The organism is Pseudomonas sp. ANT_J12, from assembly GCF_008370045.1.
In the GTDB taxonomy this organism is placed as follows: Bacteria; Pseudomonadota; Gammaproteobacteria; order Pseudomonadales; family Pseudomonadaceae; genus Aquipseudomonas.
On the sequence record NZ_VOBN01000005.1, the window covers coordinates 28,567 to 50,865 of the forward strand.

The window sequence follows — 22,299 nt, forward strand, 5'->3', positions numbered from 1 at the left end:
TTCAGCAGGCAATGAAGGACAGCGGCAGGTCACGGATCTGCACCGGCACGGTGGGTTGGTAGTGGTCGTCGCTGGTGAGCTCGTGCAGCAGCTCTTCGCGCAATTGGTGGAAGTCAAAACTGCTGCGCTGGCGCGGATGGGGCAGGGCGATGTCGACCACTTGCTTGATGCGTCCGGGGCGCGGCTCCATCACCACCACGCGGTCGGCGAGGAAGATCGCTTCCTCGACGTCATGAGTCACGAGGATCGTGGTGATTTTTGCGCGACTGCGAATCGCCAGAAGCTCGTCCTGCATCTGCTGTCGGGTCAGAGCATCGAGGGCGCCGAAGGGTTCGTCCAGCAGCAGAATCCGTGGGCTGGCCACCAGGCCGCGCGCGATGGCGACTCGTTGCGCCATGCCGCCGGAGAGTTGATGCGGGTAGGCGCGGGTGAAGTCTTTGAGGCCCACCAGCTCGATGAAATCGTCGACGCGTTTTTGCTTTTGCTCGGCGCTCAAGGGTTCGTTGACCAGGCCCAGGCCGATGTTGTCGGCCACTGTCAGCCACGGGAACAATCGATGTTCCTGAAACACGATCCCGCGCTCGCCACCGATGCCGCTGACCGCTTTGCCGTCCACGGTGATCTGTCCGCGAAACTGCGTGTCGAGGCCTACCAGCAGTCGCAGCAACGTCGATTTGCCGCAGCCGCTGGAGCCGACAATGGCGACGAATTCGCCCTCGGCAATCTCCAGATTGAATTCGCGAATCGCCTCCAGTTCAAAGCCATCGACATCGAAGGATTTGCCCACGTGGTTGAAGCTGACAATCGGTGCGTTCATGCGTGTCTCCAGCGGGTCGCGCGGATTTCCAGGCGTTGGCCGATAAGGTTGAGCAGGGCGCCGGTCAGGCCCACCAGGAGCATGCCGGCCATGATCAGGTCCATGCGCAGCAGTTGTTGCGCGCCGATCATCTGGCTGCCGATGCCGCCGTTGGACGGCATGAAATATTCGGCGCCGATGGTGCCGAGCCAGGCGTAGATCAGGCTCAGGCGCAGGCCGGCGAAAATCCCTGGCGCAGCACCGGGCAAGACCAGACGGCGCAGGCGCTGGCCGAGATTGAGGCGCAGCACCTGCGCCGCTTCATTGAGCTGCGGCGAGAGGTTGGCGACGCTGCGTTGGGTGGCGATGAACAGCGGGAAAAACGCGGCGAGGGCGACGAACACCCACTTGGCCAATTCCCCCAGGCCAAACCACGCGGTGAGCAGTGGCACCCAGGCGAAAATCGCGATCTGGCGGATCGCCGCGAGGGTCGGGCCGAGCACCCGTTCACTGGTGCGCGACAGGCCCAGCAACAAGCCTAGCGCAAACCCGAGGCCGCCGCCCAACAGCAGACCTCCGAGGGTGCGGCCCAGGCTCAGGGCCATACCGCCGAGCAACGTGCCGTCGAGCAAACCGTGCCAGGTGGTTGCCAACACGGCCAATGGGCTGACCAGAATATTCGCGTCGATCCACTGCTGATCCGTGGTCACTTGCCACAACGCCAGCAGCGCCAGCGGCAACAGCCACGGCTGTACCCGCTGCCACCCGGCATAGCGCGGGCCGCGACGAATTTCGGCAGTGGCGGGATGCGGCCAGTGCACGAGTTTTTTATCCAGCAGACCGATGCCGCGATCCATCGCCACACCGATAAAACCGATCACCACGATCACCACGAACACGATGTCGAGCATGAACAACTGCCGCGCCCAGACCATCAGGTAGCCGATGCCTTCGCTGGAGGCCAGCAGTTCGACGGCCAGCAACGAGGTCCAACCGGCGGCCAATGCCAACCGTACGCCGGCCATGAAGGCAGGGAGGGCGGCGGGCAGGATGAGGCGACGGATCAACAAGCGAGTGGGCAGGCGCAGCACGGCGGCGGCTTCGCGCAATTTGGGTTGGGCATCCCGCACGCCAACCAGGGTGTGCAGGGTCACCGGCACCACGATGGCTTTGACCAGCACCACCAGTTTCAGCACTTCGCCGATGCCGAAAAACACCATGAACAATGGAATCCAGGCCAGGGTCGGCACTTGCGCCAACCCGGCGAACGTCGGGAATACCAGACGCTCCAGGCGCCGACTGAAACCCAGCGCCGCGCCGAGGATGGCGCCGGCGCTGACTCCGGCGAGCAAGCCCCAGAACAGGCGTTGCAGGCTGATCCACAGATGGCTCCACAACTCGCCCTGGGACAGTTCGACCGCGCTGCTCCACACCAGCGAGGGCGCCGGCAGGATCTGCTCGCTCATCCAGTGATTACGGCTGGCCAGCCACCAGAGGGCGAACAGACTGATGGGCAACAACCAGGGCAACAGGCGTTGGCTCAGGCTGGGCCAAAGTCGTCGACCGTTGAGCGGCGGGGCGGCCAGCGGCAGGCTGAGAAGGGAAACACGGGCCATGGATGACCTCCGTTTTTGACCTTTGTAGGAGCGAGGCTTGCCCGCGAAGGCGCAGTGTCAGTCACCATAAATGTTGGATGTACTAACGCTTTCGCGGGCAAGCCTCGCTCCTACAGGTCTTCGGTGTATGCGAAATCGATCTATAAAAAATTGAATCAATGCTATTGAGAGATAAGCCAAGCCATTTAAGGCCTCCAGCCCACACGCATCCAATGCATTCGAAGAATATTTTCGATGCTGTTTATGCATACCCGCCCAAGACACCCGCGTTGCCTGGCATAGATCTAAAAGCTATAAAAATGTGAATTTATAGTATTTAAGTGCTGGGCCCGATTCAGCCTACGTTCTGCTCCTCAACGCCGTCGCCACCAGGAGCCGCACCCATGAATCGTCCCTTCAAACGTGTCATCAGTCTGTTCGCCATCCCGGCCCTGGCGGGGTTGCTGGCGTTTACCGCCCACGCCGATGAACTCAAGGAAATCAGGATCGCCGTGCCCGACCTCAGCGCCGGTACGCAACACAGTGGCGGCGGCATAGCGGATGTATTGCGCGACCAGCAGATCTACGAAAAAGCCTTCGCCGATCAGGGCATCAAGATTCAGTGGAGCTTCTTCAAGGGCGCCGGTCCGGTGATCAACGAAGCGTTCGCCAACGGTCAGGTGGACCTGGCTTACCTCGGCGATTTGGCGGCGATCATCGGCAAGTCCAACGGTTTGGACACGCGGCTGCTCAGCGCCTCCGCGCGCGGGGTGAAACAGTATCTGGGCGTGGTGCCCGGTTCGGGGATCAAGACCCTGCAAGACCTCAAGGGCAAACGCGTGGCGATCTTCCGTGGCACCGCCACGCAGTTGTCGTTCGATGCGGCGCTGGCCAGCCAGGGTTTGAGCGAGAAGGACGTGAAGGTGATCAACCTGGACTTCAACGGTGCGGTGGCGGCGTTGGCGGCCAAGCAGATCGATGCGTCGTGGGGCAGCTCCGGGTTGACCGCGCTGCGGGCCAAGGGCTTGGCCGAGTTGCCGTTGAACACCAAAGATTTGGGCGGCGCCGGCAGTATTCAGAGTGTGCTGGTGGGCACCGGAAAGTTTGTCGACGAGCATCCCGACGTCGTCGCAAAACTGTTGAAAGCGCAGCAGCAAGCAGTGGAGTGGCTGACCCAGGACAGCAACAAGGACGCGTACATCCAGTTGGTGTCAGGGCTGGCGAGTTATCCACCGCTGATTCTTCAGCAGGATTTGCAGGATCAGAAATTGAGCGAAGTATTCCCCTCGACCCTGGACCCGGTATTCCTCGGGAAATTGCAGGATGCGGTGGATCTGGCTTCGCAGCAGAAGCTGATTCGCAAGCCGTTCAAGGTGACGGATTGGGTGGTGCCGGAGTTGGCGGCTGCCGAGCTTTGATATGAACACCTGTGGCGAGGGAGCTTGCTCCCGTTCGGCTGCGTAGCAGTCGTATTCCGGTGATCGCTTTGCTTTGCGGGTCATCGCGTTGGCTGGTTTGGGACCGCTTCGCGGTCCAGCGGGAGCAAGCTCCCTCGCCACAAATGCATTCAAACCGCGACAGCGATCTGCTGTTTATCCACCGCCACCAACGTCTCGATCATCGCCCGCGCCGCCGGCGACAACCGGAACCCGGTGCGGCTGACAATCCCGCATCGCGCATTCATGCTCTCGACGTTCTGCGGCAAATTGCGCCAGTGCAGCAGCACCAGCGAACCCTGGGCAATGTCCTCGACAAACGCCTCTTCGGTGCCAATGCCAATCGCATTCGACTGCAACACAATCTTCACCAGCGCCGGAAAGTGCTCGGTCTCGATGGTCGGTGAAAAATCCATCCGCCCACTGAGGTTCGCCAGCAGTTTGCGGATGCCCGGCGGGATCAATGTGGTCGCCAGCGGATAGTCGAACATGTCATTGGTGGACAGGCTGTCCTTGACCAGCAGTGGATGCCCCGGCCGGCAGAAAAACACCCCGCGCTTGGGTGTCAGGGCCTGGGTCTGGAAGTTCGGGTCGGCCTCGAAATGACGGATGTCGGCGATGAAGAATTCGATCTCATCCCGGGTCAATGCGCGGCTGAGTTTTTCCCAGTTATCCACCTGAAAACAGGTGCGCACTTTCGGGTGGGCGTTGATGAATTGCGCCACCGCATCCGGCACCAGTTTCACCGCCGGTGCCGGGCCGCAGCCGAAGCGCAGTTCGCCGGCGTCGAGCTTGGTCATCTGCGTCACTTCGGCGTTGAGCAACGCCGCGCCTTGCACCAGGGTCAGGGCATGTTGCAGCACCACCTGACCCTCGGGCGTGGGGCGCAGATCCTTGTTGCCTCGGTCCACCAGCACGCAACCGAATTCTTGCTCCAGCCCTTGGATACTGCGGCTGAACGCCGGTTGAGTAATGCCCATGGCGTCGGCCGCGCGGACAAAACTACGGTGCTCGTTAAGGGCGATGAAGTAGCGCAACTGGCGAAGATCCATATGCTTTTCCGGCATCCTAAAAATAGCTCGAAGGCATTTGCGACGAGGGTTGTTTGAGGTTTTAAATGCAAGCTCTTATTCCGTCAACGAAGCATGTGAATATCTATTAGACCTAAATTGAATATAGATAGAGCAATGTTTAGTTGCCGTTCAACCGTTAGCAGTCCGATCGAGGGTCTACCCATGAGCAATGCCGCTTTAGCTGTAAAACCCGCTGTTCACGCGCTTGAAATCCATCCGGTGGCCGGTCGGATCGGCGCCGAGATCCGCGGCGTGCAACTTTCCGGTGAGCTGGACGCCGGCACCGTCGAAGCGATCCAGCAAGCGCTGGTGCAGTACAAAGTCGTGTTCTTCCGCGAGCAGACCCAACTCGACGATCAGAGCCAGGAAGCCTTCGCCCACTTGCTCGGCGAACCGGTGGCGCACCCGACCGTACCGGTGCGCGACGGCACCCGTTACCTGCTGGAACTGGACGGCGCGGAAGGCCAGCGCGCCAACTCCTGGCACACCGACGTAACCTTCGTCGACGCCTACCCGAAAGCCTCGATCCTGCGCTCGGTAGTGGCCCCGGCGTTCGGTGGCGACACCTTCTGGGCCAATACCGCCACCGCCTACAACGAACTGGCGCCGGAGCTGCGAGAACTGGCGGACAAACTCACCGCCGTGCACAGCAACGAATACGACTACGCCGGGGCCAAGCCCGACGTGTCGGCGGAGAAGCTGGAGCGCTACCGCAAGATCTTCACCTCCACCGTCTACGAAACCGAGCATCCGGTAGTGCGCGTGCACCCGATCAGCGGCGAGAAGAGCTTGCTGCTGGGGCACTTTGTGAAGCGCATCAAGGGCTACTCCCAAGCGGATTCGGCACATTTGTTTGGCCTGTTGCAAAGCCATGTCACGCGCCTGGAAAACACCGTGCGCTGGCGCTGGAAGGCGGGTGATGTGGCGATCTGGGATAACCGTTCGACCCAGCATTACGCGGTGGATGACTATGGGACGCAGGACCGGATCGTGCGGCGGGTGACGTTGAAGGGTGAAGTGCCGGTGGGCGTGGCGGGGCAGCGGAGTCAGACCATCAAAGGGATTTGAGGCCGAGCACCTACTCTGTGGCGAGGGAGCTTGCTCCCGCTGGGCCGCGAAGCGGCCCCAAAAAAAGGGACTGCTGCGCAGTCCAGCGGGAGCAAGCTCCCTCGCCACAATATGGGTTACCACACGCCGATCTGCACCAACTTCTCGATCTGCGGCTCGCCATACCGAAACCGCTGCCCGCGCAGATCAATCTCCTGATGACTGATGGTGGTGCGCCGTTTCAACCCGCGCACCCACTCAAACAGATACCCCGCATGCTCTTCGCGAACGGCGGCAAACGCCGGGTCCGCGCCCAGATCGCGCAACTCCTGCGGGTCATTCAGCAAATCAAACAGCTGCGGCCGAAACCCGTCATACGCCAGGTATTTCCAGCGCTCGCTGCGCACCATGGTCATGCGGCAACGGTCGATGGGTTGCGCCAGACGCTCCCGCGCCGGGGCCTGGAAGGCGTAGTCGTATTCGCTGATCGCATAGCGGCGCCAGTCGGTTTTCACGCCATGCAGCAACGGGATTAGCGAGCGTCCTTCGAGCCGGTGATCCGCGCTCGGCAAACCCAGTGCCTCAAGAAAGGTCGGCAGCGCATCAATGGTTTCCACCAGCCGATCGTCCACCGATCCCCGGGTGCCATCCGCCGCCGCTCGCGGGTCGCGCACGATCAACGGAATCCCCACGGCCGGGTCCAGCAAAAACTCTTTTTCCCCCAGGTAATGATCGCCGAGGAAGTCGCCGTGATCGCTGGTGAACACGATCAGCGTGTCGTCCCAGCGCCCGTTGCTCTGCAGAACATCAAACAATCGCCCGAGCTGATCATCGACCTGTTTGATCAGCCCCATGTAGGTTGGCACCACGTTCAACCGCACCTCATCCCGGGAGAAATTCAGGCTCTCTTCGTGTTGGCGAAACGCGTTGTACACCGGGTGATCGCTCTCCTCGCCAAGCGCTGCGCGCACCGGTTCAATCACCTGCGTGGCGCCATACAGCGCGTGATACGGCGCCGGGGCGATGTAGGGCCAGTGCGGTTTGATGTACGACAGGTGCAGGCACCACGGCTGCTCGCCTTGCTCGGCGATGAAGTCGATGGCGCGGTCGGTGGTGTAGACGGTTTCTGAATGCTGCTCGGGGACGCGTGCGGGGAGATGGGCGTTGCGCATTTTCCAGCCGCTGAGGATTTCGCCCTTGGCGCCTTCGGCGGCGTTGGCCCAGTCGTGCCACGGATTACGACCGTCGAAACCGTGGTCACGCAGGTAATGGGTGTAGGGCGCGGACTCGCGTTTGTCGTCGAACAGTGGGTCGTCGGGGAAGATGCCGTCGTGGCGGAAAAAGGCTTCGAAACCCACCTCGTTCAACACGTCGGCCTGCTCGCTGGAAGGATCGATCGCCAGCCGTTGCAAGGCATCCAGATTAGGCGTGGCGTGGGTCTTGCCCACCAGCGCGGTACGGATGCCATGCGGGCGCAGATAGTCACCGATGGTCAGTTCTTCCAGGGGCAACGGCACGGCGTTCCACGCCACTTGATGGCTGCTGACATAGCGCCCGGTGTAGGCCGACATCCGCGACGGCCCGCAGATTGTGCCTTGGGTGTAGGCGCGGCTGAAACGCACGCCAGCGGCGGCCAGGCGATCGATATTCGGCGTGTGTAAATGCGGGTGGCCGTAGCACGACAGGTAATCGCGGCGCAGTTGATCGCACATGATGTACAGCACGTTGCGCACGGGGTTTTGGGTGTTGGGCATGGGGTTCACCGATCGGAAGACAGGCGAGGGTTTTCGCTGGTTGGACGGGGTAGAGGCAAGTGCATTTGAGGAATGGGTTTTATGCAGCGGGTGCATCGTTGGCCGGACAGACGCCTTCGCGGGCAAGCCTCGCTCCTACAGGGGCGGGTTGATCCCGATATTGGCGCGACCCCAATCCTGTAGGAGCGAGGCTTGCCCGCGAAGAGGCCCGATCAGACAGCGAGATTCTCCAGCGAACACACCTCCTCATCCACCGCATCAATCGCCTTGATCTGCGCAATCATCGCCTCGGCCAACGGCGACAAGCGATACCCGGCGCGGCTGACAATCCCGTACCGCGTGTACAACTCCTCCAGATCATCCGCCAGCCCATCGATCTTCAAACACACCAATTCACCTCTGGCCAAATGCAGCGCATCTGAATAAGCACCGACAATCCCGATGGCATCCGAACGCATCACCACGCTCAGCAAGCTGGAGCTGTTTTCACATTCCACATTCGGCGTGAAATCCGGGCGGCCACTCAAGTCGACGATGACTTTGCGCAGGTTTGGCGGGCGGATGGTCACGGCCATCGGGTAGCTCATCAATTCCGCCGCGCTGACGCTTTCACGCGCCGCCAAAGGATGCCCGGCGCGGCAGCAGAAATGCCATTTGCGCGGGCGCAGGCGTTGAGTCAGGTAGTCCGGGTCGGCTTCGAAATAGCGGGTGTCCGCGACAAAGAATTCGAACTCCTCACTCAGCAATCGCTTGCTCAGGCTCTGCCAATCGTCCACCTGAAACTGCACCCGCGCTTTCGGATAGCGCCCGATAAAACTGCCGATGGCTCGGGGGATCAACCCCGCCGCCGGTGCAGGGCCGCAACCGAAGCGCAACTCCCCGGCCTCCAGGCCATTGAACTGGCTGATCTCGTTGGCCATCTGCTGCGCGCCGCTGACCAGGCGCCGTGCATGTTCGAGCAATACCTGGCCCTGTTTGGTCGGCGCCAGGTCCTTGCGGCCGCGATCCACCAACTGACAACCGACGCTGTGTTCCAGGGCCTGGATGCTGCGGCTGAACGCCGATTGCGAGAGGTTCACCGCCAAGGCGCCCGCGACAAAACTGCGCTGGTCGGCGAGGGCGATGAAGTGGCGGAGTTGGCGCAAATCGATATGCATTTTTCACATAAAAAATATCGGGCGAATGCATTGGATATGCATCGGGTGGACTCCTTATAAAGGCAATCTCTTATGCAGTAAATCTTTGTAAAAACATAAATAAATAACTTAAAAGAATATGCACTGCTGAATGTCACTGCGTGTTTTTTGACCAGGAGCCGCCCCATGAGTCCGTTGAACCTTGCCTCGCCCTTATCGCCCCGACGGCTCAAACGCCTGCCCCTGGCCCTGTTGCTGGCGGGCAGTGCCCAGGCCTATGCGGCCGACAGCACAACGCCCGAAGCGGCACCTGCCAGCAAACCCACTGCCGACAGTTCGCAGCTGGAAACCGTGACCGTCACCACCCGTCGCCGCGAAGAAAGCTCGCAAGACGTGCCAACACCGATGAGCGTCGTCAGCGGCCAGGCCCTGGAAACCCAGCGGGTCTATCGCATTCAGGATTTGCAGCAACTGGTGCCCAGCGTCAACGTCGCCTACATGCATGCGCGTCAGTCCAGCGTGTCGATTCGTGGCCTCGGTAACAACCCGGCCAGCGATGGACTTGAAGGCAGCGTCGGGCTCTACATCGACAACGTCTACCTCGGGCGGCCGGGCATGGCGGTGTTCGACCTGATGGACATCGAACAACTCGAAGTGCTGCGCGGTCCGCAAGGCACGTTGTTCGGCAAGAACACCACCGCCGGGGTGATCAACATCAGCACCCGCGCGCCCTCGTTTACCCCGGAACGCAGCATCGAAACTTCGGTGGGCGAGGACGGTTACTTCCAGACCAAGGGCACGATTTCCGGGCTGCTGAACGACGAACTCGCCGGGCGCTTTTCCGCGTATCGCACCCGCAGCGACGGCGACATCAAGAACGAATTCAACGGCCACGACTTGAACGGTGGTTCTCGCGAAGGCTTCCGTGGCCAGTTACTGTTCAAGCCCAACGAGTCGTTCAACCTGCGCTGGATCGGCGATTACAACGAAGAGGATTCCAGCGCCGGCACCCGCGTGCTGTACAGCACCGGGCCGACCATCAATGGCGTCAATCTCTACGAATCACGGGCCGCTGCGGCGGGGGCGACGCTGGTCAACGGCTCCCATCGCAAGGTCAATCTGGATAACGATCAACACGTCACGGTGCATCAGGGCGGTACGTCGGTGGAGGCTAACTGGACCTTGCCGAGCGACTTCACCTTGACCTCGGTCAGCGCCTATCGCTGGTGGAATTTCACCCCGCGCAATGACGACGGCTTGAACGTACCGGCGAGCTACAACGCCGGGGTCTCGGTGGAAGATAAGCAGTACTCCCAGGAGTTTCGTTTGGCGTCGCCCAAGGGCGAATTCTTCGACTACGTGCTCGGCGCCTACTACTTCGGCTCGGACCTGGACAACAAATCCTTCGCCTACTACGGCCCGCAAGCCGACATCTGGAACGGCACGCCACGGGGTGCACTGGCCAACGTCGACAGCGTCGGCAACGGTCATATCGAAACCAACAGCTTTGCGTTGTTTGCCCAAGGCACCTGGCACCTCACCCCACGGCTGGACTTCACCGCCGGGGTACGTGGCACCTACGAAGAGAAAAACGCCTGGGTCACTCGCGATGCACCGGTGGGTGGCGCGGCGGTGACCGGTGCGGCGGCGACGGCCAGACGTGGTCGCACTGGCGCCTACGATTCCGGCGATCTGAATCAGTACAGCTCCAGCCCCTCCGGCCTGCTGAACCTGAGCTACCGCTTTACCGATGATTTGCTCGGTTATGCGACCTTGTCCCACGGCGAAAAATCCGGTGGCGTGAACCTCGCGGTCGGCTCCGCACCCACCGCCGGCGCCGACTCGCTGCTGATCGGCACCGAGCGCGCGAACAACGCCGAACTCGGTTTCAAAAGCACCCTGTGGGACCGTCGTTTGCAACTCAACGCCAATGTGTTCTGGACCCAGGTCAACGCCTACCAGACCAACGCCTACGACGACGTCAACCGCGTGCAATACCTGACCAACGCCGGCTCGGTGCGTTCGCGCGGTGTGGAAGTCGAAAGCACGATCATCCCGTTGCGCGGCCTGACCCTGAACCTCAACGGTTCCTTCAACGACGTCAGCTACCTCTCCTACAAAGATGCCCCGTGCCCGCCGGAAGTCAGCCAGCGTCCAGGCGCGCCGGCCTCTTGCGACCTCAGCGGCCACCAGGTGGTCGGCGCCTCGAAATGGATCGGCAACGCCAACGGCGAATACAAATGGAACCTGAGCAACGGCTTCGAAGAATACGTCACCGCCAGCTACGCGTTCCGTTCCAAAGCGGTGGGCACGGTGGAGGATTCCGACTACGGGCAGATCCCGAGTTACGCGGTGGTCAACTTATCCACAGGCCTGCGCGGCGACTTCAACCAGGGGCAGTGGGATGTGTCGCTGTGGCTGAAAAACGCCTTCGACAAAACCTATTACACAACGCTGTGGACGGGCGGCAATGGTGGTTATGAAGGGTTGCTCGGTACGCCTCGGACGCTGGGTGTGACGGGTCGTTATGACTTCTAACTTCGAAGTTATAGCAAACGAATATAAGTAGCTGTCATTTATGACAGTTGCTGGAAAGTCGTTTGTTAATTAATTTTTTATGGAGGATTTTTATTAACTTTAATGCGTAGAGGTTGCCCCATGTCTAATCCTTTAAGTAGTACTTACGATAGTTCGGGTGATTATTCTTTATCAATAGAAAAGCATGATGAGGCGTCCGGAAAATTTTCTGGGCGCATGGGGCTTAAGTCGACGGGTGTCACTGAAGAAATAAACGGGAATTTTCATTTTTATAATGACAGACAGCGAACATTTGTCTGGTTCAGCACGGGCGTGGATGATTGGGAGCTCATTGCTCCCTATAAAGATGGCAGTCCGGGCTTTTCTGAATTTGAGGGGGCACGGCTTCCGAAAGATCGCTCCAGGGGGGTGTGGAGCGATTTATCTTTACCAAGGGACCCGTACACAGAAGGCCATGACGTGGTAACCGAGTGAAGATCTATATAGAGATTTTTTGTGTTGGTGAACAAATCTAATTCGGCAATAAGGCTGATGCATTGATATGTATTGGCCTTTTTTTTGCGCTTATTCGTCTGCAAAACTTTTTTGTTCATACCTTCCACGAATACTTTCAATGCTTGAAATGCATTGTCTTTTTCGAGTCCCGCTACAAGCCTTACAGGACGTGGCTTTGGCGAAATTGACCGTTTCACATATACGATCTGGGTCTATCCATAACTTCAAAGATTACTTTAAGAGATAAGCGTCAGGCCCAATGATTGGCCCATCGATACACCTCGCGGGGGATTCAGTGCGGGGTGTCATCGGGTTATTCGCAAAGAGACCGCAGGGAGTTAATCAATGGGCAATGTCCAGACCGCCGCCGGCGCACATGAGCTGCTCTGGCGCCAGGCGCCGAGTGGCGAGTTGGTCGACCTCGGCCGGGTGCATCGCGTGCCGTTGGGCCAGTTGCGTTTGCAGCGGGCGCCCAAGGGCATCCTGAGCCGGCGCGAAGCGATCCTGCTCGGTGTGCTGGCGTTGCTGGTGCATGGCGCGGTGATCTATTGGGTCAACCAGCAGCCGATCAAGGAACTGCCGATCGTACCGCCGGAAATTCCGCCGATGACTATCGAGTTCTCGCGCCCGGCGCCGCCCGTGGTCGAGACGCCACCGCCACCACCGCCACCACCTCCACCGGTTCAACAGGTGGTCGAGCCTCCGCCGCCGGTGGAAGACGAGTTGGCCGTGAAGCCGCCGCCACCGAAGCCGATTCCTAAACCAAAACCGGTCGCCAAACCTGTACCGAAACCGGCACCTAAAGCCGTTGAACAGCCACCGGCGCCGCCACAACCGACAGCGCCTGTTGCCGCTCCGGCACCGCCCGCACCACCGGCGCCCGCGCCAGTGACCCCGGCCTCGGCCAATGCCGCGTACCTGAAGAACCCGGCGCCGGAATACCCGTCCCTGGCCCAGCGCCGCGGTTGGGAAGGCACGGTGTTGTTGCGAGTGCATGTGCTGGCCAACGGCAAGCCCGGCGAAATCCAGATTCAGAAAAGCAGTGGTCGTGATCAGCTCGACGAGGCCGCGCTCAACGCGGTGAAGCGTTGGAGCTTCGTGCCGGCCAAGCAAGGTGATGTCGCCCAGGATGGCTGGGTCAGCGTGCCCATCGATTTCAAGATTCATTAAACCGAAACCAATTTCGCGCAAAAAATTTACACGAGGGAATACATCATGACGTTACTGGCCTCTCCACTTGAATCCATCGAAGGCGCGGTGATCTGGCTGCTGGTGGTTTTTTCCGTTGCCACCTGGGGTTTGGCGTTGCTCAAGGGCGTGCAGTTCGGTCGCCTGAAAGCCCAGGATCGCAAGTTTCATAAACAGTTCTGGGCGGCGTCGAGTCTTGATTCGGCGGCCGAGTTAAGCGAAACCCAACCGGGTGCTGCGGCCCGTGTGGCCCAGGCCGGTTATGCGGCGATCCAGGTGGGTGAAGCGCCGCAGGCCAATGATTTGAGCCAGGCGATCAATCATCAGGATCGTCTGGAGCGCGCCTTGCGTCAGCAGATCGTCCGCGAACGTCGTTCGCTGGAAACCGGGCTGGCGGTGGTCGCGAGTATTGGCAGCACCTCGCCGTTCATTGGTTTGTTCGGCACGGTGTGGGGAATCATGGAAGCGTTGAAAGGTATCAGCGCGGCGGGTTCGGCGAGCCTGGAAACCGTGGCCGGGCCGATTGGTGCGGCGCTGGTCGCCACCGGTGTAGGGATCGCCGTTGCGGTGCCGGCGGTGCTGGTTTACAACTACTTTTTGCGTCGCCTGAAACTGACGGCGGCGGACCTGGATGACTTCGCCCACGACTTCTACAGCCTGGCGCAGAAGAGTTCGTTCCGCCTGTTGATTCATCCGACCTCGCACAAAGTCGTGGCCCAGGGTGGCGCGCAGAAAGTGAAGGAGGCGTCCTGATATGGCCTTCTCCACGCAAGACAGCGATGAGGTGCTGAGCGAGATCAACGTGACACCGCTGGTGGACGTGATGCTGGTGCTGCTGGTGGTGTTTATCGTCACCGCGCCGTTGCTGACCAATGCGATCCCGATCAACCTGCCCAAGACCGAGGCTGTGGCCCCGGTGGAGCAGAAAGACCCGCTGGTGGTCAGCATCGACGGCGCCGGCAAGCTGTTTATCAACAAGGATGAAATCCAGCCGGACTTGCTGGAATTCAACCTGAAATCGGCGAAGGCCAAGGACCCGGAAGTGCGCGTGCAGTTGCAGGCCGATGACGGGGTGAACTACGGCGAAGTGGCGCGGGCCATGGCGTCGATCGAGCGGGCGGGGATTACCAAGTTGTCGGTGATTACCGCGCGTTAACAGATTTCAAGTTTTCCGGGGCCGTCTCCTTGGCAGGGTGCGGCCCTTTTTTTTGGCGTAAAGATCGTTCCCACGCTCTAACGATCGTTCCCACGCGCAGCAAAGGAATGCCGCCCGGGACGCTCCGCGTCCCTTCCAATGTCGTGACGCGGAGCGTCACAGGATGCATTCCCACGCAGAGCGTGGGAACGATCAGTATCCGGCTTCATATTCTTTATAGGTCTTAATAAATAGCTTCTTATTCCTTAACGAATATAACTCTCGTCCCTATACTCGATCAGGAACAGACACGCAGCAGGAGAGCTCCCCCATGCGCAACGAATCAATTCGCTACCTGATTGTGCCGGGCTGGCAAGGATCGCCGGAAGATCATTGGCAAAGCCATTGGCAGAACAGTCTGCCGAACAGCGCACGGGTGGAGCAGGCCGATTGGCTGACGCCACGCCGTGAAGACTGGGTCGCGGCGCTGGCCGAGGCGATTGCCGCCGACAGCACGCCGGTGATCCTGATCGCCCACAGCCTGGGTTGCATCACCGTCGCCCATTGGGCTGCCACCGCGCCGGTGCAGTTTTTGCGGCAAGTGCGCGGCGCCTTGCTGGTCGCGCCGGCGGACGTCGAACGCCCGGCGTGCTCGCCAGCGTTGCGTAATTTCGCACCGATTCCGACCACCCTGTTGCCGTTCCCGAGCCAGGTCGTCAGCTCCGACAACGACAGCGCCGTCAGTGCACCCCGTGCAATGGAGCTGGCCCGCAATTGGGGCGCCGAGGCGGGAATTCTCTCGGGTGCCGGGCACATCAACGTCAAGTCCGGTCACCAGCGTTGGGAGCAGGGTTTTGCCTATCTCTATCGCCTGCAAAACCGCATGGAGCATCACGCCCTGCGCCGCGCCTGATTTCTATTTTTTCAACGCCCCCGTCTCCCGGCGGTTTTGGGCGGGAGTCTGCCATGAGTTTTGAAGCCTTCGGTCAGCCGCTGCTGACCTTCCCCGACGCCGAAAAAAGCCCCCTGAGCATTCGCGCCAAAGCGCTGGTGTTCGTCGATCCACGCTCGCGGCAGTTGCGCCAGGAATTGGAGCAATTGGCCCCACGCGCCATTTCCGTATTGATTCGCGGCGAAACCGGCAGCGGCAAGGAATTGCTCGCGCGCCACATTCATCGCGCCAGTGATCGCGGCGGGTTGTTCGTCTCGGTCAATTGCGGCGCGATCAGTCCCACTTACGCCGACGCCGAATTGTTCGGCTACGCCGCCGGCAGCTACACCGGCTCGGCCAGCAGTCGCGCCGGCTGGTTTGGTTCGGCCAATGGCGGGACGCTGTACCTGGACGAGATCGGCGACTTGCCGTTGCCGATCCAGATCAAGTTGCTGTCGGCCCTGGAAAACCACGAAGTCACCCGCGTCGGCGCGCCCCAGCCGAGCCCGGTGGACGTGCGCCTGGTCGCCGCCACCAGCATCGACCTGGCCCAAGCCGTGGCAGCGGGAAAATTTCACGAACGGCTTTATCACTACCTCAGCGAAGGCCAGCTCGAATTGCCGGCGTTGCGCGAGCGAGTGGGCGACATTCTGTCCTTGGCGGAATATTTCCTCGGCATCTACAGCCAACGCCTGGACCTGCCCGTGCCGCTGATCAGCGAAGCCGCGCAACAGGTGCTGGAGGCTCACAGCTGGCCGGGCAACACCCGGGAGCTGGAGAACGTCATTCACTTCGCGCTGCTGGTGAGCACCGGGGATGAGATCTTGCCGGAGCATTTGAATTTGCCGGAGGTGCCTATTTCATTGGTGCAGATTGAGAGTCAGATCAAACAGATTCTCGGCAATGGATCTGTGGCGGAACAAACAGCCTTGAAACAACTGCTAAAAAACGCCGCACTCCTGTAGGAGCAAAGCTTGCTCGCGAACCAGACGACACGGTGTGTCAGAAAGAACGCTATCGCTGTAGGAGCAAAGCTTGCTCGCGAACCAGACGACACGGTGTGTCAGAAAGAACGCTATCGCTGTAGGAGCAAAGCTTGCTCGCGAACCAGACGACACGGTGTATCAGGAAGAACGCTATCGCTGTAGGAGCAAAGCTTGCTCGCGAACCAGACGACACGGTGTATCAGGAAGAACGCTATCGCTGTAGGAGCAAAGCTTGCTCGCGAACCCAGACGACGCGGTGTGTCATGAAGGACGCCTTCGCGGGCAAGCCTCGCTCCTACAGGTAATGTGCGAGCTAGAGCTGTATGAACAAAATGGAATATCAAAGTGAATAAAAGATATTGTTCGGGAATAAAAAATCCCGGTATTGTCCGCTTCACGCCAGCGATAGCACTTCACTGGCACTCGTACTAATAGCCGTCGCCATAAGCGACCGTGATTTCCGATAAGGACACTGCATGAAAAAGGTTCTGTTGTTCACCGCATTGGCGGCTGCCCTGACTGCAAGCCTGGCCCAGGCTGGCGAGAAACTGGTGGTTGCGGCGACCCCGGTCCCACACGCCGAGATTCTGGAACTGATCAAACCGACCCTCGCCAAAGAAGGCGTGGATCTGGAAATCAAAGTCTTCACCGACTACGTTCAGCCGAACGTCCAGGTCGATCAGAAGCGTCTGGACGCCAACTACTTCCAGACCCTGCCGTACCTGAAAAGCTTCAACGAAGGCAAAGGCACTAACCTTGTCACCGTGATCGGCGTGCACGTCGAACCGTTCGGCGGCTACTCGAAGAAAGTCAAAACCCTGGCTGAGCTCAAGGACGGCGCCACCATCGCCATCCCTAACGAAGGCAGCAACAGCGGCCGCGCCCTGATCCTGTTGCAGAAGGCTGGCCTGATCGAGTTGAAAGACCCGAAAAACGCCCTGGCTACCCCGAAAGACATCGCCAAGAACCCGCACAACTTCAAGTTCAAGGAACTGGAATCGGCCATGCTCCCGCGTGTGCTGGACCAGGTCGACCTGGACATGATCAACACCAACTACGCGCTGGAAGCAGGCCTGAACCCGGCTAAAGACGCACTGGTGATTGAAGGTGCCGATTCGCCGTACGTGAACTTCCTGGTGGCTCGTCCGGACAACAAGGACAGCGACGCCATCCAGAAACTGGCCAAAGCCCTGACCAGCCCGGAAGTGAAAGCGTTCATCGCCAAGAAGTACAACGGCGCGGTATTGCCAGCGTTCTGATTTGACGCCGCTTTAAACCCCTTCAAGGTTTCGAACTCCGACGGCTGATGCTAGCGTCGGCGTGATCGTTCCCACGCTCTGCGTGGGAATGCCTCTAGGGACGCTCCGCGTCCAGTGACGCGGAGCGTCACGGGCTGCATTCCCACGCGGAGCGTGGGAACGATCAAAGCGCTCTTCAGGCCGCCTGCGCCTTCAACGCCCGGCGCAACGCCACCAACAACTTCACGATGTCCTGCGGGTCCAGCCGCTGCGGTGCTTTTACGTCAGCCATATTCTTCTCTTCCTTGTGATGGGTTTGGCCGGAGTCTGGCCAAAAGCTGTGCGTCCTTGGAGGGGCTTTTTGAAAAAAAGATCCTTCCTACAGCGAAAAGGAAAATAGCCGTCATCTGTTGTTGCCGCAAATCCACGAGATAGTTTTTTGTGTGATATCAATATGCTTTAACGGTATTTAAATTCCTCTTTTTATACCTTTAAAGTCGGTGCCTGCCGGACGGTTATCCACCGTTCATGGACTGCACCACCGTCGCTTACCGAGCGACGTCCAGGATGTTCAATGAACTTCGATTACGCTTTTATCCTCAGCACCCTGCCGGCGTTTCTCAAAGCCGTGGGCGTGACGCTGCAGGTCGGCTTCATTGCCATCGGCACCTCGCTGCTGGTGGCGCTGATCAACGCGACGATCCTGGTGTTTCGCACGCCTTACTTGCAGCGCCTGGTCGGGTTGTATGTGGAACTGGCGCGCAACACCCCGTTGTTGATTCAGCTGTTCTTCGTCTACTTCGCCCTGCCAACGCTGGGCATCCGCGTTTCCGGATTTACCGCGGCGATCATCACCATGACCTTCCTTGGCGGCGCGTACCTCACGGAAGTGCTGCGCGCGGGTGTGGATGCGGTGCCGCACGCGCAACTGGAATCGGGCCGCTCCATCGGCCTGTCCCACGGGCAATTGCTGCGCTACGTGATCCTGCCGCAAGCCGGGATCCTCAGCCTGCCGTCGCTGTTCGCCAATTTCATTTTCCTGCTCAAGGAAACCACCGTGGTTTCGGCGGTGGCGGTGCCGGAGATTCTCTACACCACCAAGAGCTACATCGCGCTCTACTACAAAACCTACGAAATGCTCGCCGTGCTGACGCTGATTTGCGTGCTGCTGTTCTTGCCGCTGTCGCTGCTGCTCAGCCGTCTGGAAAGGAGGCTCCAGCATGGCCAGTTCGGGTCTTGAATTGCTGTGGGTGTCGTTGCCGCAACTGGGCAAGGGCGCCGCGCAAACCTTATCGATTTCCTTTCTGAGCATCGCCATCAGCACCGTCGGCGGCGTGCTTTACGGCGTGCTGCGCACGCTGAATTCGAAATGGCTGAACGCGTTCCTGCGGGTCTATCTGGAACTGTTCCGCGCGATCCCGGTGCTGGTCTGGCTGTACCTGATGTTTTTCGGCCTGCCGATTTTCTTTGGCCTGAGCATTCCGAGCTTCTGGTGCGCGGTGCTGGTGCTGTCGCTGTGGGGCGCCAGCGAGGTGGGCGAAGTGGTGCGCGGCGCGTTGTTGTCGTTGCCTCGCGGCCAGCGCGAAGCGGGGTTGTCGATTGGCCTGGATGGCCCGCAACTCTACGGCTACGTGCTGCTGCCCCAGGCGCTGAAACGCATGACGCCGCCGACCATCAACGTCTACACCCGAATCATCAAGACCAGTTCCCTGGCGGTGCTGATCGGTGTGGTGGACGTGATCAAGGTCGGCCAGCAGATCATCGAACGTACCTACGAATCGGTGCTGATCTACGGCGCACTGTTCCTGTTTTTCTTTTTCATCTGCTACCCGCTCTCGGCCGCCTCGCGCGTGCTGGAGCGGCGCTGGACGCAAGCATGAGCGCATTGATCGAGTTCAAGGGTTTTAACAAGTTTTTCGGCGAGCAGCAGGTGCTCAAAGAGATCGACCTGCAAGTAAAACCAGGCGAAGTCATCGTGATCCTCGGCCCCAGCGGCTGCGGCAAAAGCACCTTGCTGCGCTGCCTCAACGGCCTCGAAGTCGCCCACAGCGGCAGCTTGAATTTCAACGGCCGCGAGTTGCTGGACAAGGGCACCGACTGGCGCGACGTGCGTCAGCAGATCGGCATGGTGTTCCAGAGTTATCACCTGTTCCCGCACATGAACGTGCTCGACAACGTGCTGCTCGGCCCGGTCAAAGTACAGAAACGCGATCGCCGCGACGCCCGCGCCCAGGCAGAAGCGCTGCTCGAACGCGTCGGTCTGCTGGACAAGCGCGACGCCTTCCCGCGTCAGCTCTCCGGCGGCCAGCAGCAACGCATCGCCATCGTCCGCTCGCTGTGCATGAACCCTAAAGTGATGCTGTTCGATGAAGTCACCGCCGCCCTCGACCCGGAGATGGTCAAGGAAGTGCTGGAAGTGATTCAGTGCCTGGCCCGCGAAGGCATGACCTTGCTCATCGTCACCCACGAAATGGCCTTTGCCCGCGCCGTGGCTGACCGCATTGTGTTCATGGATGCCGGGCGCATCCTCGAACAAAACCCTCCCGAGCTTTTCTTTACGAACCCGCAAACCGCACGAGCGCAGCAGTTCCTGGAGAAATTCTCCTACGTCGAAGCCCTGCCCAAAAAGACTCAAACAAAGGAACTGGAACCGCTATGAAAACTGCCAAGTCTTCACTCTTTTTACTGCCGCTGCTCGGCCTCGCACTGCTGGCCGGTTGCAACAAAACCGAAGAACCGCCGAAGCCGAAAGTCGCCAGCGAAAGCGCCGCGCCGGCCGGCTACCTGGACAAAATCAAGGCCCGGGACAAGCTGATCGTCGGCGTCTTCACCGATAAGCCACCGTTCGGTTTTGTCGATGAGGCCGGGCGCTACGTCGGTTTTGATACCGACATCGGCCGTCAATTCGCCAAGGATCTGTTGGGCGATGAGAACAAAGTCGAATTCGTCGCCGTTGAACCGGCGAGCCGGATTCCGTTCCTGCAAAGCGACAAGGTTGACCTGATCCTGGCCAACATGACCGTCACCCCGGAGCGCAAGGAAGCGGTGGAATTCACCAACCCGAACCTCAAGGTCGCGGTGCAGGCCCTTGTCCCGCAGGGCAGCTCGGTGAAAAACCTCGATGACCTCGCGACCCGCACCACCATCGTGACCACCGGCACCACCGCCGATATCTGGCTGACCAAGAATCACCCGGACTGGAAACTGCTCAAGTTCGAGAAAAACTCCGAGTCCCTGCAAGCCCTGGCCAATGGGCGTGGCGATGCTTATGCACAAGACAACCTGGTGCTGTTCAGCTGGGCCAAGCAGAATCCTGGCTACCGCGTGCTGGCCCAGACCCTGGGCGCCGAAGCACCGATTGCACCGGCGGTGAAGAAGGGCAACCTCGAACTGCGGGACTGGGTGAACACCGAGTTGGCGAAGTTGGGTGAAGAGAAATATCTGCTCAAGCTGTACGACCAGTACGTGCGTAAAGAACTGAGCGATGACACCAAGCCTGAGAGCGTGATTGTTGAAGGTGGGAAGTGGCAGGGGTGATTCGCTGACCTGATCGTTCCCACCTGTGGCGAGGGAGCTTGCTCCCGCTGGGGTGCGCCGCACCCCCAAGACCTGAGTATGCGATTTGTCTGAGTTAACGCATCGATGGTTTTACGGCTGCTGCGCAGCCGAGCGGGAGCAAGCTCCCTCGCCACAAAGCGTGGGAACGATCTGTGGGTCTTAGTCCGGCCAATTCCACGCCGGCTCATCCAGCACCCGTTGCCCTACGATCCCGGTCTGGCCCAGGGTCTTCTCCAGCACAATGCAATTGCACTCCAGGTCTTCCTGCAACGCCGAGATCAAGCGCCGGGCATGGGACACCACCCACACCTGACATTGCTCGGACGCACGGATGATCAACCGCGCCAACGCCGGCAACAGGTCCGGGTGCAGGCTGGTTTCCGGCTCGTTCAGCACCATCAGCGTTGGCGGTCGAGGCGTCAGCAAGGCGGCGACCAGCAGCAGATAACGCAGCGTGCCATCCGACAACTCCGCCGCCGACAACGGCCGCAACAACCCTTCCTGATAAAACTCGATGGCGAAGCGTCCACCCTGCAACGGTGCGATGTTCAGGCGCGCGCCGGGGAACGCATCGCTGATGGCGGCTTGCAACGCTTCGGGATCACCGATTTCGCGGATGGTCTGCAACGCTGCCGCAAGGTCGCGACCGTCGTGGTGCAGCACCGGCGTGCGCGTACCCAACTGCGGTTGACGCACCGGGGCGTCGGCGTCGCTGCGAAAGTGATCGTAGAAGCGCCAACGGCGGATGAACTCGCGCAGGTGCATGACTTCCGGGGAGGTGCGAAAACTGCCGACCTGATCGAACAGGCTGTCGAAATTCGGCGTGTGCTGGGCCAGCACATCCCAGTTGCGGCCCTCGCGGGCGCGGATCATCGGGCCTTCGCGATCCACCAGCAGGCTCGCCGGGCGGTAGAGGGCGCCGGCCCAGATGCATTCTTTTTTGATTTCCGGGTCGAGGGCAAAGTAAGACTCGGTCGGCGCCGGCAAACCCAGGGCAATCGAATAGCTGAAGTCTTCGCCGGCAAACCCCAGGCGCAGGCGTTTGACGCCCTGGCGCACGGTGGCTTCGATCGGCACTTCGCCGTTACGCATGCGCCGGCTGATGTTCTCCGGCCCGGCCCAGAACGTCGAATCCAGCCCGCCCTCACGGGCCAGCGCATTGACCACGCCGCCCTGGGCCGTCTCCGCCAGCAGGCGCAAGGCGCGATAGAGGTTGGACTTGCCGCTGCCGTTGGGGCCGGTGATCAGGTTCAACCGACCCAGCGGGATCACCAATTTATTGATCGAGCGGTAATTGGCCACCGCGAGGGTTTTGAGCATGGGGAGCTTCCTGCTGTGTAGGCGGCCAGTTTGCCTTATTGTCGGCCACATGGAGATCCCCTGTGGGAGCGAG

At 60.1% G+C, this 22,299-nt stretch carries 20 protein-coding genes; 14 read left to right on the plus strand and 6 right to left on the minus strand.

The window, feature by feature from the left end:
* Position 1: 1 nt before the first annotated feature.
* Together FQ192_RS13135 and FQ192_RS13140 are read right to left on the minus strand one after the other, a co-directional pair.
* On the minus strand, positions 2 to 817 hold the full coding sequence (locus FQ192_RS13135; RefSeq protein ID WP_149658993.1) for an ABC transporter ATP-binding protein: 816 nt from the start codon (positions 815 to 817) through the stop codon (positions 2 to 4).
* Entirely contained in the window at positions 814 to 2,412 is a 1,599-nt protein-coding gene (locus FQ192_RS13140; protein WP_149658994.1) for an ABC transporter permease, read from the minus strand. Before FQ192_RS13140 ends, FQ192_RS13135 begins: the two co-directional genes overlap by 4 nt.
* A gap of 383 nt (positions 2,413 to 2,795) precedes the next feature.
* Here FQ192_RS13140 and FQ192_RS13145 point away from each other — a divergent pair, with 383 nt between their 5' ends.
* Complete coding sequence (locus FQ192_RS13145; protein ID WP_149658995.1) at positions 2,796 to 3,809, plus strand: ABC transporter substrate-binding protein; 1,014 nt, start codon at positions 2,796 to 2,798, stop codon at positions 3,807 to 3,809.
* A 149-nt stretch (positions 3,810 to 3,958) separates the two neighbouring features.
* Here FQ192_RS13145 and FQ192_RS13150 read toward each other — a convergent pair whose 3' ends face one another.
* A complete protein-coding gene (locus FQ192_RS13150) occupies positions 3,959 to 4,879 on the minus strand; it encodes a LysR family transcriptional regulator (protein WP_149658996.1) in 921 nt (306 codons plus the stop codon).
* Positions 4,880 to 5,062: 183 nt separating this feature from the next.
* Here FQ192_RS13150 and FQ192_RS13155 point away from each other — a divergent pair, with 183 nt between their 5' ends.
* On the plus strand, positions 5,063 to 5,968 hold the full coding sequence (locus tag FQ192_RS13155) for a TauD/TfdA family dioxygenase (RefSeq protein ID WP_149658997.1): 906 nt from the start codon (positions 5,063 to 5,065) through the stop codon (positions 5,966 to 5,968).
* Between the two features lie 116 nt (positions 5,969 to 6,084).
* Here FQ192_RS13155 and FQ192_RS13165 read toward each other — a convergent pair whose 3' ends face one another.
* Together FQ192_RS13165 and FQ192_RS13170 are read right to left on the minus strand one after the other, a co-directional pair.
* The gene (locus FQ192_RS13165; RefSeq protein WP_149658998.1) at positions 6,085 to 7,701 is read right to left on the minus strand and encodes an alkaline phosphatase family protein; all 1,617 of its coding nucleotides are present in this window, start codon (positions 7,699 to 7,701) and stop codon (positions 6,085 to 6,087) included.
* Positions 7,702 to 7,913: 212 nt separating this feature from the next.
* Complete coding sequence (locus FQ192_RS13170; protein WP_149658999.1) at positions 7,914 to 8,858, minus strand: LysR family transcriptional regulator; 945 nt, start codon at positions 8,856 to 8,858, stop codon at positions 7,914 to 7,916.
* 165 nt (positions 8,859 to 9,023) lie between these two features.
* On the opposite strand from FQ192_RS13170, the gene FQ192_RS13175 reads away from it, so the two are divergent.
* The 12 genes from FQ192_RS13175 to FQ192_RS13230 all read left to right on the plus strand — a co-directional run bounded on the left by FQ192_RS13175 (position 9,024) and on the right by FQ192_RS13230 (position 20,885).
* A complete protein-coding gene (locus FQ192_RS13175; RefSeq protein WP_149659000.1) occupies positions 9,024 to 11,375 on the plus strand; it encodes a TonB-dependent receptor in 2,352 nt (783 codons plus the stop codon).
* A 120-nt stretch (positions 11,376 to 11,495) separates the two neighbouring features.
* Entirely contained in the window at positions 11,496 to 11,849 is a 354-nt protein-coding gene (locus FQ192_RS13180; protein WP_149659001.1) for a hypothetical protein, read from the plus strand.
* Positions 11,850 to 12,215: 366 nt separating this feature from the next.
* A complete protein-coding gene (locus FQ192_RS13185) occupies positions 12,216 to 13,040 on the plus strand; it encodes an energy transducer TonB (RefSeq protein ID WP_149659002.1) in 825 nt (274 codons plus the stop codon).
* Positions 13,041 to 13,085: 45 nt separating this feature from the next.
* Positions 13,086 to 13,811, plus strand: a complete 726-nt coding sequence (locus FQ192_RS13190) for a MotA/TolQ/ExbB proton channel family protein (RefSeq protein WP_149659003.1) — start codon at positions 13,086 to 13,088, stop codon at positions 13,809 to 13,811.
* A gap of 1 nt (position 13,812) precedes the next feature.
* Positions 13,813 to 14,214, plus strand: a complete 402-nt coding sequence (locus FQ192_RS13195; protein ID WP_003220570.1) for a biopolymer transporter ExbD — start codon at positions 13,813 to 13,815, stop codon at positions 14,212 to 14,214.
* Positions 14,215 to 14,524: 310 nt separating this feature from the next.
* Positions 14,525 to 15,106: an alpha/beta hydrolase gene (locus FQ192_RS13200; protein ID WP_133840072.1), complete on the plus strand. Its 582-nt coding sequence runs from the start codon at positions 14,525 to 14,527 to the stop codon at positions 15,104 to 15,106.
* A gap of 53 nt (positions 15,107 to 15,159) precedes the next feature.
* The gene (locus FQ192_RS13205; RefSeq protein WP_149659004.1) at positions 15,160 to 16,089 is read left to right on the plus strand and encodes a sigma 54-interacting transcriptional regulator; all 930 of its coding nucleotides are present in this window, start codon (positions 15,160 to 15,162) and stop codon (positions 16,087 to 16,089) included.
* A 497-nt stretch (positions 16,090 to 16,586) separates the two neighbouring features.
* Positions 16,587 to 17,369: a MetQ/NlpA family ABC transporter substrate-binding protein gene (locus FQ192_RS13210; RefSeq protein WP_149659005.1), complete on the plus strand. Its 783-nt coding sequence runs from the start codon at positions 16,587 to 16,589 to the stop codon at positions 17,367 to 17,369.
* A gap of 553 nt (positions 17,370 to 17,922) precedes the next feature.
* Positions 17,923 to 18,588, plus strand: coding sequence for an amino acid ABC transporter permease (locus FQ192_RS13215; RefSeq protein WP_149659006.1), 666 nt, complete (start codon positions 17,923 to 17,925; stop codon positions 18,586 to 18,588).
* Positions 18,569 to 19,228 carry an amino acid ABC transporter permease gene (locus tag FQ192_RS13220; protein ID WP_149659007.1) on the plus strand — a complete coding sequence of 220 codons (660 nt, stop codon included), beginning with the start codon at positions 18,569 to 18,571 and terminating at the stop codon, positions 19,226 to 19,228. Before FQ192_RS13215 ends, FQ192_RS13220 begins: the two co-directional genes overlap by 20 nt.
* A complete protein-coding gene (locus FQ192_RS13225; RefSeq protein ID WP_149659008.1) occupies positions 19,225 to 20,007 on the plus strand; it encodes an amino acid ABC transporter ATP-binding protein in 783 nt (260 codons plus the stop codon). The genes FQ192_RS13220 and FQ192_RS13225 overlap by 4 nt, the downstream gene beginning before the upstream one ends.
* On the plus strand, positions 20,004 to 20,885 hold the full coding sequence (locus tag FQ192_RS13230) for a transporter substrate-binding domain-containing protein (protein ID WP_149659009.1): 882 nt from the start codon (positions 20,004 to 20,006) through the stop codon (positions 20,883 to 20,885). The genes FQ192_RS13225 and FQ192_RS13230 overlap by 4 nt, the downstream gene beginning before the upstream one ends.
* Positions 20,886 to 21,065: 180 nt before the next feature.
* On the opposite strand, the gene FQ192_RS13235 is transcribed toward FQ192_RS13230, so the two are convergent.
* Positions 21,066 to 22,226 carry an AAA family ATPase gene (locus FQ192_RS13235; RefSeq protein ID WP_149659010.1) on the minus strand — a complete coding sequence of 387 codons (1,161 nt, stop codon included), beginning with the start codon at positions 22,224 to 22,226 and terminating at the stop codon, positions 21,066 to 21,068.
* Positions 22,227 to 22,299: the final 73 nt, after the last annotated feature.

Excerpts from the sequence above, each read along its gene's own strand:
- FQ192_RS13175 (WP_149659000.1), top strand. The coding sequence starts at position 9,024 with ATGAGTCCGTTGAACCTTGCCTCGCCCTTATCGCCCCGACGGCTCAAA.
- FQ192_RS13205 (WP_149659004.1), top strand. The coding sequence starts at position 15,160 with ATGAGTTTTGAAGCCTTCGGTCAGCCGCTGCTGACCTTCCCCGACGCC.
- FQ192_RS13180 (WP_149659001.1), top strand. The coding sequence starts at position 11,496 with ATGTCTAATCCTTTAAGTAGTACTTACGATAGTTCGGGTGATTATTCT.
- FQ192_RS13145 (WP_149658995.1), top strand. The coding sequence starts at position 2,796 with ATGAATCGTCCCTTCAAACGTGTCATCAGTCTGTTCGCCATCCCGGCC.
- FQ192_RS13235 (WP_149659010.1), bottom strand. The coding sequence starts at position 22,226 with ATGCTCAAAACCCTCGCGGTGGCCAATTACCGCTCGATCAATAAATTG.
- FQ192_RS13225 (WP_149659008.1), top strand. The coding sequence starts at position 19,225 with ATGAGCGCATTGATCGAGTTCAAGGGTTTTAACAAGTTTTTCGGCGAG.
- FQ192_RS13165 (WP_149658998.1), bottom strand. The coding sequence starts at position 7,701 with ATGCCCAACACCCAAAACCCCGTGCGCAACGTGCTGTACATCATGTGC.
- FQ192_RS13150 (WP_149658996.1), bottom strand. The coding sequence starts at position 4,879 with ATGGATCTTCGCCAGTTGCGCTACTTCATCGCCCTTAACGAGCACCGT.
- FQ192_RS13135 (WP_149658993.1), bottom strand. The coding sequence starts at position 817 with ATGAACGCACCGATTGTCAGCTTCAACCACGTGGGCAAATCCTTCGAT.
- FQ192_RS13195 (WP_003220570.1), top strand. The coding sequence starts at position 13,813 with ATGGCCTTCTCCACGCAAGACAGCGATGAGGTGCTGAGCGAGATCAAC.
- FQ192_RS13190 (WP_149659003.1), top strand. The coding sequence starts at position 13,086 with ATGACGTTACTGGCCTCTCCACTTGAATCCATCGAAGGCGCGGTGATC.
- FQ192_RS13210 (WP_149659005.1), top strand. The coding sequence starts at position 16,587 with ATGAAAAAGGTTCTGTTGTTCACCGCATTGGCGGCTGCCCTGACTGCA.
- FQ192_RS13140 (WP_149658994.1), bottom strand. The coding sequence starts at position 2,412 with ATGGCCCGTGTTTCCCTTCTCAGCCTGCCGCTGGCCGCCCCGCCGCTC.
- FQ192_RS13200 (WP_133840072.1), top strand. The coding sequence starts at position 14,525 with ATGCGCAACGAATCAATTCGCTACCTGATTGTGCCGGGCTGGCAAGGA.
- FQ192_RS13185 (WP_149659002.1), top strand. The coding sequence starts at position 12,216 with ATGGGCAATGTCCAGACCGCCGCCGGCGCACATGAGCTGCTCTGGCGC.
- FQ192_RS13220 (WP_149659007.1), top strand. The coding sequence starts at position 18,569 with ATGGCCAGTTCGGGTCTTGAATTGCTGTGGGTGTCGTTGCCGCAACTG.
- FQ192_RS13170 (WP_149658999.1), bottom strand. The coding sequence starts at position 8,858 with ATGCATATCGATTTGCGCCAACTCCGCCACTTCATCGCCCTCGCCGAC.
- FQ192_RS13230 (WP_149659009.1), top strand. The coding sequence starts at position 20,004 with ATGAAAACTGCCAAGTCTTCACTCTTTTTACTGCCGCTGCTCGGCCTC.
- FQ192_RS13215 (WP_149659006.1), top strand. The coding sequence starts at position 17,923 with ATGAACTTCGATTACGCTTTTATCCTCAGCACCCTGCCGGCGTTTCTC.
- FQ192_RS13155 (WP_149658997.1), top strand. The coding sequence starts at position 5,063 with ATGAGCAATGCCGCTTTAGCTGTAAAACCCGCTGTTCACGCGCTTGAA.